This window comes from Mesorhizobium sp. M7A.F.Ca.US.002.01.1.1, from assembly GCF_004022955.1.
Classification (GTDB): Bacteria; Pseudomonadota; Alphaproteobacteria; order Rhizobiales; family Rhizobiaceae; genus Mesorhizobium; species Mesorhizobium ciceri.
The window spans coordinates 1-1,163 of sequence record NZ_RZQE01000900.1 but is presented as its reverse complement, the minus strand read 5'-3'; the positions used below and the strand labels follow the sequence as shown (position 1 = coordinate 1,163).

Here is a 1,163-nt window from a genome sequence, read left to right as displayed (position 1 = left end):
TGTCCCAGCGTTGCCGGCGCATCGAAAACACCTCGTCGACGCTGGCATAGTCCATATAGCCGAGACGAGCGACATTGCCGGCCTTGGTGATGTCGAACAGGCCGTCCGTCAGGAAGGCGTCGTCGATATGCACGCCGACCACTTCACCGGCGACGATGACGGCACTTGTCGGCGACCCGTCCAGGGCCTTTGGCCGAAAAACTTGAGTCACCCGGCATTCGAGCGCGGCCGGCGCTGCCGCCACGCGCGGCGGGGCGACCAGCCGCGACGGCGCCATGGCAAGATCGGCATAGACGAACTCATTGACGCCGCGCGGAGCATTGACCGACGTGCGGTTCATCTTCTCCGCGAGATCGCGGCTGACCAGATTGGCGACGAACTCGCCGGTTTCCTGGGCGAAGGAGGCGCTGTCCTTCTCGCCTTCGGAGGAGAACCAGACGATGAAAGGCCGCGTCGAAACGGCATTGAAGAAGGAATATGGCGCGAGGTTGATCTCACCAGCCCTGTTCAGTGTCGAAATCCAGCCGATCGGACGCGGCGCCACGATCGCCTTCGAAGGGTCGTGCGGCAGGCCGTGGCCCTTTGACGGCTCGTAGAACATTCAGCCGACCCACGGCCCCGAATAGTCACTGTACAGCTTTGCCGGATCGGGCCGGGGCCGCTCCGGCGCCGGGCCGGCATAGGAGCCGATATGGATGAAGCCGATGACCCGCTCCTGCGGCGCCAGCCCCAGCAGTGCCCTGCCCTCCGGCACATCCGAATACCAGTTGCTGATCATGTTGGTGCCAAAGCCCAGCGCGTTGGCTGATATCATCAGGTTCATCGCCGCCATGCCGCCCGACAGGAACATTTCCCATTGCGGGATTTTTGGATTCTCCCTGGGGACAGATACGACGCCGATCACCAGCGGTGCGCGCGAGAACCGCGCCAGTTCCTGATTGCGGCGGCCCTCCGTCAATGGGCCCTCCCGCTGCTCGGCAAGTGCTGCCAGTTGCCTGCCGATCTCGACGCGGGCGTCGCCACGGTAGAGGATGAAGCGCCAGGGCTCCAACCGGCCATGATCGGGCACCCGGGAGGCAGCAGTGATCATTGTCGCGATCTCCGCATCGCTCGGCGCCGGCTCCTTCAGATCTGGAATCGGTGCGGAGTTTCGGGTCAGCAGG

2 protein-coding genes are annotated in these 1,163 nt (G+C 64.2%); both read right to left on the bottom strand.

Going from position 1 to position 1,163, the window contains the following annotated elements; all coding sequences use genetic code 11:
• Window positions 1-601 (bottom strand): flavin reductase family protein (locus EN932_RS36565; RefSeq protein ID WP_164890863.1); only part of this gene is annotated, 601 nt, incomplete at its 3' end.
• Window positions 602-1,162 carry a nitroreductase gene (locus EN932_RS36560; RefSeq protein WP_245483407.1) on the bottom strand — a complete coding sequence of 187 codons (561 nt, stop codon included), beginning with the start codon at window positions 1,160-1,162 and terminating at the stop codon, window positions 602-604.
• Between the last annotated feature and the right edge of the window lies 1 nt (window position 1,163).